Source organism: Moorena sp. SIO1F2, assembly GCF_010672755.1.
Classification (GTDB): domain Bacteria; phylum Cyanobacteriota; class Cyanobacteriia; order Cyanobacteriales; family Coleofasciculaceae; genus Moorena.
The window spans coordinates 1-8,266 of record NZ_JAAHFV010000291.1; the positions used below are offsets into that span (position 1 = coordinate 1).

The following is an 8,266-nucleotide window of genomic DNA, read 5'->3' on the forward strand; positions in this document are numbered from 1 at the left end:
GTGAACATAATCCCTTAGGGAAAGGCAAGAGGCAACAGGCATGCATGCTAGAGGTAATCAAGTATCTAGGGATTTTTTGTAATGAAAAAACTCTAATCCTTGTTTCCAATTCCTTTGGAAAGGCTATGTAGGTTATAGTTATCCACTAGTAGTTGTAACTTAAATTACATTTTCAGCAGAACACCAGATCCTAGGGCAATGAAAAATCAAACCAATGAAGCACACAGAGGGACTCTAGTTGAGGTATAGCATACTTTTGATAAATTGAGGGAGAATGGGGGCGCTAGCTGAAGTAGGTGGTTCAGCTGCCAAAAATCTCTCTATTGCCTTGATAGTTATCCTCACAGGGAGCTTTTCCAAAACCGGATTGTTGTTAAAAAACTTAATAATCATGAAATATCAATGGTCGTTAAGTCATAATGGAAAGTGTTGGAAATTCTAGTTTTTCGAGGAGAGACTTAACAAGATCCAACTGGGGAGCAAGATTTTGTCAGGACTTACCCAACATTGGCTAAAAAACGCCCTTATACAAATTTGTGATAGTTCAATGACTCCTCCCCCAACCCAAAGCAAGGGGATGGGGTCAAGGGAGATAGTCACTGACAATAATTTATTCCTAGCTTAGCGACAGCGTATAACAGAGAATCGGGCATCAGACCAAATAATCGTCACAAAATAGAAAGGACAAAAGACAAATGACATCCTTATTGTTATTTCCTCTCAATAAGAGCATTAAATAGTTTTCCTAAAAAAATATTCCGCCAGCATCTGGAATGCTAGGCATTGAGCTTGTAGCTTGCTTTATTCCGACAAAAGCCAAGATTTAACTAAATCAAATGGAAAAGGATATAATTTTTGAACCTTTGGAGTTCCGAAACTTGACCCTAAAGAATCGGATCTTTCGTTCTAATATCTCTGGTCGATTTGACAACTATGATGGTTCCGGTAACCAGGCACGGATTAATTGGGAAGAGAAATTTGCCCGAGGCGGCGTCGGTGCAATCGTCTCTTCCTTTACACCCGTCCAAATCCGAGGACGAATTTTACCTAACTATGCCACGATTGACCGGGATGATCGAATTCCTTTCTGGCGTAAGGTGGGCGAGAAAGTTCATGAATATGACTGTAAGTTTTTGATGCAACTGAGCCACTCTGGTCGTCAGCGGGATGTTGGTGGTGTGGAGAATTTGTATAATAAGGGTCTTAGTTCAACCAGTGAAACTGAGTCATTTCATGGGCTGGAGTGTCAGGCAATGACACGCAAGGAAATCAAGGAAATGATTCAGGCATTCGCTGATGGTGCCAGACGAGCTCGTGAGGCAGGACTTGATGGGGTAGAACTGCACAGTGCCAATGGCTATCTGATTACCCAATTTCTGAGTTCAGGCATCAACGACCGCAAGGATGAGTATGGCGGTTCTCTGGAAAATCGAGCTCGTTTCTTGCTGGAGATTATCCAGGCAATACGCAAAGAGGTAGGAAACGATTTTCACCTCCAGGCAAAAATCAGTGCAGTGGAATACAACGATGCTGTGATTCCTTGGGACAAGCCTGGGAATACCCTGGAAGACTCTATCCAAATCTGCAAGTGGGTGGAGGAAGCTGGAGCAGATGCGCTTCATATATCTACTGGAAGCTTATTTCCACACCCGTTGAACCCACCTGGTGAGTTTCCCCAGGACGAAGCATACCGATGGTACGAGATCATGCTCGGAAGCGGTATCTATACCTTCCGCAATTACTTACTGTTCCGGTATCGATTCCTATTTCCCATCTTCCTGTTCTTGTGGAACCGAGTTTACAGAAAGGGTTCGACTCAGCCGATTATCGGCAAAGATGTACAGGCTCAAGCCTTGGACGACTCCTTCCGGGAGTTTGTATCAAGTCAAACCATGCAGGAACTCCTAGATAAATACCAAGGTATTAGCATCAGTGATGCTCGGGAAATCAAAAAGCATGTGAATATCCCAGTCATCTGCACGGGAGGTTTTCAGCAAGCATCCTACATCCGTGAGGCGATTAGTGAAGGATTCTGTGATGCAGTTAGTATCGCCCGTCCTCTGGTTGCCAATAATGACCTAGTCCAGCAGTTTCAGCAAGGAAAAGACCTGCCAGACCGACCCTGCACCTACTGCAACCGGTGCTTGCTCAATGCCCTACAAAACCCCCTAGGCTGCTACGATGTGCGCCGATACAATGATGACCACGACAAAATGATTGAACAGGTGATGACTGTATTTGACCCACCGCCATTCTCGTAATTCTTGATTATTTTTGTCAACAATGAAGAATAAAAACCTCTTCTAAGAAATAGAAATGTTTCTTTACATCTTATAGAGAATGGCATAGAGAATGGCATAGAGAATAGCATAGAGAATAGCATAGAGAATAGCATAGAGAATGCGATCGCTTTCCTCGAATGCTTTTTTATAGTTGAGGGGGCACGGGTGTGTACCCCTACAAATGGCGTTAATTTTTCGATACAAGGGTAATTCGTGATCTACTAAATACTTAGCACTGAACACTAACGCACTATTTTATAGATTACAGGTAAGAAATTGATGAGTGAATCAGAAAACCCAACCCTAATCAAGGGTGCTTTAAAAAGCTTAAAGCGGTTTTGGCTTCTTATTATCGGAGTTGTACTGGTCATCACCCTAGTGATAGCTTGGCCGTTGATATCCAACTCCCCAGTTAGATATGCAGATATTAACGACCACTTTAAGTATGGTTCCATCGGCAGCGAGCCAGTGAATGGAATGCCCTACTGGATCTGGAAAGTACTGCCAGCAATTTTTCCAGATAAGCTACCCGGTGAAGGTTATGCTTCATTAGGCTTTATCTATGAACCAGGACAAGACAGACCCATCGGCTTTTCAAAGCGTCGGATGTTCGTTGACCGTGTTGGTTTAAATTGTGCAGTCTGCCATGCTGGTACAGTGCGAGATACCCGGGATAGTACACCCCGGGTAATCACCACCATGCCTTCCAATACGGTCGATCTATCGGGCTACATCAAGTTAATCTCCGAAGTAGCATTTGATCCACGATTCAACGCTGACCGGATTTTGGCAGAGATTGCAGCCGAAGGGGAAAAGTTTAACCCGATCCAGAAATTGATTTATCGCTACCTGGTTATTCCCCAGACTCGGGATGCTTTAATTGCTCAGGGTAGCCTACTCGCCTTTTTAAATAACCAATCTGATCGCGGTCCTGGGCGGGTGGATACTTTTAATCCCTATAAATCCCTGCAATTTCGCTTCCCGATGGATCAGTTAGACCCTGATGAACTGATTGGTGGTGCAGATTTTCCCTCCATCTGGAATCAGAAGCCTCGTGAGGGTTTGCAGTTGCACTGGGATGGTGATAATGACTCGGTCGATGAGCGGAACCTGAGCGCTGCTTTGGGTGCAGGGGTGACACCAACCACAGTAGATTTGGATGGGATTCAACGGGTTGCTGATTGGCTGTGGGAATTACCAGCCCCGCCCTATCCCTATGAGATTAACCAGAATTTGGCAGCAGTGGGTAAGCCAATTTATAAAAACAACTGCGCCAGCTGCCATGCTTTTGGTGGTTCAAAGGTTGGCAAGGTAACACCTATTGAAGAAATTGGTACAGACCGATATCGCCTAGATTCCTACACCTATGAACTGCTTTCTAATCAAAATACCCTCTTTGTTGGCACACCACGGCGTTTCAACCATTTCCGCAAGACCAATGGCTATGCCAATGTGCCCCTAGATGGAATTTGGCTACGAGCTCCCTATTTACACAATGGTTCAGTACCAACTCTCAGAGATTTGTTGGAAACCCCCGAAAACCGACCCAAAGAATTCTATCGCGGTGATGATGTTTTCGATCAGGAAAAGGTTGGTTTTGTTTCCGATGTAGCCGAGGAGAATAGCAAGGAATACTTTAAGCTTGATACAGAAATTCGTGGCAATTCCAATAGTGGTCACCTGTATGGAACTGACCTCTCTCCAGAAGCTAAAGATGCTGTAGTGGAGTACATGAAGACCCTTTAATAAGGGATAACTGGACACATTTTTTTGTGTAAAACAAAATTTTTGAAAAGAAAGAGGTTCAATGAACGCTTACGCTAAATGGTTTGGTCGTGTGGTATGGCTTGGCATCATTATCAATGTGGTGTTTTTTGTCATTCCCTTATTGTTCTTCCCAGAAGTCATGCTTTCGTTATTAAAAATGCAAATCCCAGTGCCGATTATCTGGGTACGTGCTGCAGGATTGCTTTTGCTGGAAATTAGTATTTTATACATTCCTGGTGCCATGGATCCCTATCGCTATAAAGCAACAGCTTGGATGTCGATATTGGTCACACGAGGTGGTGGAGCTACGTTTTTTATAACCGCTGTCTTGTTATTTGGTCAAGATCTGGGATTTCTGAGTATCGCTTTGGTTGACCTTTTCTTCGCAGTTATCCAAGGAATTATCTTATTCCTTGCCCTGCAAACTCAACAACCCTTTATTTCACAAACAGCCAAGGGATTATCCTAACTTTTCGGGAATAGTGATACTTATCACCTAGCACTGCACTCAGCACTATCTAGGAGTAGGGAGAAGAATAACGTTATGGAAATGGTGAAGACGAAATTAGGGAAAATACTAATAACGATTGTGATTAGTATTTTCTTGCTGGCTGGAGTTGTAGCCTACGTGGGATGGTACAACCTATTTCGAGAAGACCCCAATCCTCCCACCTATTACGATTATGAGTCGCCAGAAGAACACTTCAAGTATGGTTCCATTGGCACAGAAAAGGCTGAAGGTGTACCGTATTTAATTTGGCTGGTGCTTCCCCGGATATTTCCTGACAAACTACCAGGACCGGGTGGTTATACGTCTTTGGGAATTACCTGGGAAGAGGGGAAAGAATTGCCCATTGGCTTTTCTAAAAAAACTATTGGTTTTCCCCGTCAGGGAATAACCTGTGCTGCTTGTCATACGGCTACATTTCGCGAAAATCCTAAAGATAAACCTACCATTATTTTAGGAGGACCGTCAAGTAAGTTTGATCCTCAAGGCTACCTCAGATTTCTGCAAGCTTGTGCCAATGATCCACGATTTACAGCCGACTATATTCTTGGAGAAATCGGATACAATTATGAGCTTTCTTGGTTTGATAAACTACTTTATCGCTATGTAATTATTCCTCAGACCAGAAAATCAATTCTCAAACTTCTTCGGGAAGGATATGGTTGGATGGATTCCCGTCCTGACTGGGGACCTGGTCGGATCTCTCCGTTCAACTCTGTTAAGTTTCGATTATTAGATCAGCCTCTAGATGATTCTGTTGAAACCTCTGACATGATGTCGATTTGGAATAAAAAGATGCATGAAGGATTTGCCTATCATTGGGATGGCTTACTAACCTCACTTAGGGAAAGCATTCAGACTTCGGCAATCGGAGATGGTGCTACTAAGACGTCGATTAATATCGAAGGTTTAAAGCGGGTAGAAGATTATATTACTGAATTACCTCCTCCCCCATATCCTTTTGAGGTTAATCAGACATTGGCAGCAAAAGGTAGTGCGATTTTTGCTAATAGCTGTGCATCCTGCCATGCTTTTGGTGGAGAACGGACAGGAACTGTTATTCCTATCGATGAGATTGGTACTGACCGCAACCGCTTAGATATGTGGACTCAGGAAGCAGCTGATGCTTATAATGAGTACGCTGAAGGCTATGAATGGGACGTTGACTACTACCGTAAGACTAATGGTTATGTAGCAGTAGCCCTTGATGGAATTTGGCTAAGAGCTCCTTATCTCCATAATGGTTCGGTGCCTAACCTAACCAACTTACTGGAAACTCCTGAGAACCGGACGAAGGTATTTTACCGGGGATATGATGTCTATGATCCCGAAAAAGTCGGCTTTGTCTCGGAGGGAGCAAACGCTGAGAAGGAGGGTTTCAAATACGATACTAGCCTTATAGCTAACGGTAACCAAGGACATCTCTATGGTACTGATTTACCTGAACAGGATAAGAAAGCTTTGATTGAGTATCTGAAAACTCTGTGATCTCCTTGACTGTCTAGAGCACTAGCATATGGGGTAGATAAACTCCCCCATATGCTGCAATTCAACTAATCGTCTTTACTGAAATCTTTCACTTTAAATTAAACGAGAGTAATATATAGAATAATTATCAAAATAACCAATTTTTTTTTGGGGCGACTCTACAAGCTAAAAACTGGTATTTTATTTGTTTCCATTCTCAGTAATTTTGTTTAAGCGATCGCAAATCCCTCTTAGTTCGGTTTGACTACACACTGGATCTCGTGGTGCTGGCAATTCTGTATTGGGCCATGTGGGTAAATCAAAACAGGGACAACAGGTTGGTGGTATCCCAGCGGTTTTAATGGCTAAAGGCATATCACAACGGGCACAAGGCAGTATATCCCACTTGGGTGTTAATAAATCCGCAATTGCTTCCTCAGTTCCTTCCAGGTAACAATCACCAGTCTCTGGTGAAATGACTAGCTGCCAGATAGTTTCAAATTCTTGGCTGTAGTGCTTGCCATTTGTTAATGATTGTGGCTGCATAGCTAAAAAACCATTGTGCATCACAACTTTTTTGCCTAACTGGAACCAGTAGGTGAGATAGCGTTTGACTTGTTGTTCAGATGCCATGGCTTTGTTAGTAGTTATTTGTTAGGAGTTATTTTTAATCCCCACTGCTGGTCTCTTCCCCCTCTTGCCATGGATTGGATTAGGTTTGAGGTGATTGGCCAACAGTACCATTATAGGGTAATGGTTGACCCAAAGTACTGAGATTAAGCACATGACCACCGGTGACTAAGTAGACTGGGTTAGCCAAGTGCCCCAAATGACGCACCACATTTCCCAAGCGATCGCGAAACGCCCTACCCATAGGATAAGCTGGCACCACTCCCCAGCCAGCCTCTTCTGCAACAAAAATTACAGAACCTTTAACTTTGCTCAAACTATTCCATAAGCTTTGTAACGTTTGGTGCCAAACGGTATCATTCTGTTCTAGGCAATTGGCAACCCAGGTTCCTAGAGAATCTACTAACAGGCAGTGATTGATGTCAGAATAGTTGGTAATTGTTCCTGCCAAGTCCAGTGGTACCAAAAGGGTTGTCCACGAACTGGGGCGTCGCTGCTGATGTTTTTCAATCCGGGCCAGCCACTCTGGATCATCCGGGTTGGTTGTGGCAGTAGCAACGTATATTACCGATTTCCCAGTCTGCATCGCCAGGGTTTCTGCCCACTCGCTTTTGCCAGACCTGGATGGTCCGGTGACTAAAATTAAATTAGTGCTCAATTTGGTACTGGTAAATTTGGTACTATTCAAGGCTATTGGGAGTTATATTGCCATTGCGCGAAAATTAATAAAGCTTATAGTTCAATAATGGGCATCTTCCCCCTTGAAATCAACTATATTTCCTCAAATCAGTCTTCATGAAATCAAAATTGCGACGGATCGAGACAACACTAAATCAGTTAGCAAAAGCTAGTGCCACTGATTCATCAAAACCATCCCCAGCTGTGGCTGATCAAACTAATCACCAACAAGCAGGTGTAGTAAGTCGTAGAAATAAAAAGGAACCTTCTTTCTCTATGGCAGTACAACCGTTCCCTACTCGCCAGGATGAACAGAAGATACCGACTCTGCCTAGATTGAAATACCCTAAACTGGGAAACCATCGCCATGGTGCTAACCCAGCTTTGGCCATGAATCTGTTGCAAGACATTGAGGGAATTGTTCTGGGTTGGCAGCAGGAACTGCACAAAATCCTCCGGCAAATTCAAGACCTATACCTAGAAGGACCAATTGTTGATGGCTGGTTAGAGTCTCAAGCGAGTCAACCCCAAGATGCCATAGGGACAGTAAGACTAGCCAATGGTGACCGGATGATGGACTATGTGGATGAAGCGGTTGAGCAATCTAATACTAATGTTACCTATCAATCTCCTCGTACTGGTTATCGTCTTTGTGGCTTGGATGAGCAGGGTCAATCTTGGTCAAGGTTTTGTCCAGCAGATCAGGTTCCCAGTGTGAGCATGGCCATCGCTCGTTATCAAAAACTGCGACAACTATTGATTCGGAAAAAATACCTCGAAGATCGCCTTAGTCAACTAGCAGAAACATTAACTGTGATGCACTCTCAGCTAAATAGGCCTTGACATCCTCCCCACCCTATAGAGGGATGGGGATTCCGAAGAATCACTTCTTGGAGTTCCTGGTTGTTCCCTGGCGGGATTTCGGCACTTGGCA

Annotated in this window: 8 protein-coding genes; 5 read left to right on the top strand and 3 right to left on the bottom strand. The window is 43.7% G+C overall.

The window, feature by feature from the left end:
* The first annotated feature begins 836 nt into the window (after positions 1-836).
* A complete protein-coding gene (locus tag F6J94_RS25680; protein ID WP_293045301.1) occupies positions 837-2,261 on the top strand; it encodes an NADH:flavin oxidoreductase in 1,425 nt (474 codons plus the stop codon).
* A gap of 63 nt (positions 2,262-2,324) precedes the next feature.
* Here F6J94_RS25680 and F6J94_RS25685 read toward each other — a convergent pair whose 3' ends face one another.
* Positions 2,325-2,486, bottom strand: coding sequence for a hypothetical protein (locus F6J94_RS25685; RefSeq protein ID WP_293045303.1), 162 nt, complete (start codon positions 2,484-2,486; stop codon positions 2,325-2,327).
* 75 nt (positions 2,487-2,561) lie between these two features.
* On the opposite strand from F6J94_RS25685, the gene F6J94_RS25690 reads away from it, so the two are divergent.
* The 3 genes from F6J94_RS25690 (at position 2,562) to F6J94_RS25700 (ending at position 6,045) form a co-directional block, all read left to right on the top strand.
* On the top strand, positions 2,562-4,028 hold the full coding sequence (locus tag F6J94_RS25690; RefSeq protein ID WP_293045305.1) for a cytochrome c: 1,467 nt from the start codon (positions 2,562-2,564) through the stop codon (positions 4,026-4,028).
* 61 nt (positions 4,029-4,089) lie between these two features.
* Positions 4,090-4,518, top strand: a complete 429-nt coding sequence (locus F6J94_RS25695) for a hypothetical protein (protein WP_293045307.1) — start codon at positions 4,090-4,092, stop codon at positions 4,516-4,518.
* An 81-nt stretch (positions 4,519-4,599) separates the two neighbouring features.
* A complete protein-coding gene (locus tag F6J94_RS25700) occupies positions 4,600-6,045 on the top strand; it encodes a c-type cytochrome (RefSeq protein ID WP_293045309.1) in 1,446 nt (481 codons plus the stop codon).
* A gap of 180 nt (positions 6,046-6,225) precedes the next feature.
* Here the strand turns inward: F6J94_RS25700 and F6J94_RS25705 are convergent, their stop codons facing one another.
* Both F6J94_RS25705 and cobU read right to left on the bottom strand, forming a co-directional pair.
* Positions 6,226-6,657 (bottom strand): hypothetical protein, encoded by a 432-nt coding sequence (locus F6J94_RS25705; protein ID WP_293045311.1) that lies wholly within the window; start codon positions 6,655-6,657, stop codon positions 6,226-6,228.
* A gap of 79 nt (positions 6,658-6,736) precedes the next feature.
* Positions 6,737-7,312, bottom strand: coding sequence for a bifunctional adenosylcobinamide kinase/adenosylcobinamide-phosphate guanylyltransferase (gene cobU / locus F6J94_RS25710; RefSeq protein ID WP_293045313.1), 576 nt, complete (start codon positions 7,310-7,312; stop codon positions 6,737-6,739).
* Positions 7,313-7,449: 137 nt separating this feature from the next.
* Here cobU and F6J94_RS25715 point away from each other — a divergent pair, with 137 nt between their 5' ends.
* Positions 7,450-8,175: a hypothetical protein gene (locus F6J94_RS25715; protein ID WP_293045315.1), complete on the top strand. Its 726-nt coding sequence runs from the start codon at positions 7,450-7,452 to the stop codon at positions 8,173-8,175.
* Positions 8,176-8,266 lie beyond the last annotated feature (91 nt).

Coding starts and splice junctions, on each gene's coding strand:
- F6J94_RS25680 (WP_293045301.1), top strand. CDS start 837: ATGGAAAAGGATATAATTTTTGAACCTTTGGAGTTCCGAAACTTGACC.
- F6J94_RS25700 (WP_293045309.1), top strand. CDS start 4,600: ATGGTGAAGACGAAATTAGGGAAAATACTAATAACGATTGTGATTAGT.
- F6J94_RS25690 (WP_293045305.1), top strand. CDS start 2,562: ATGAGTGAATCAGAAAACCCAACCCTAATCAAGGGTGCTTTAAAAAGC.
- F6J94_RS25695 (WP_293045307.1), top strand. CDS start 4,090: ATGAACGCTTACGCTAAATGGTTTGGTCGTGTGGTATGGCTTGGCATC.
- F6J94_RS25715 (WP_293045315.1), top strand. CDS start 7,450: ATGAAATCAAAATTGCGACGGATCGAGACAACACTAAATCAGTTAGCA.
- F6J94_RS25705 (WP_293045311.1), bottom strand. CDS start 6,657: ATGGCATCTGAACAACAAGTCAAACGCTATCTCACCTACTGGTTCCAG.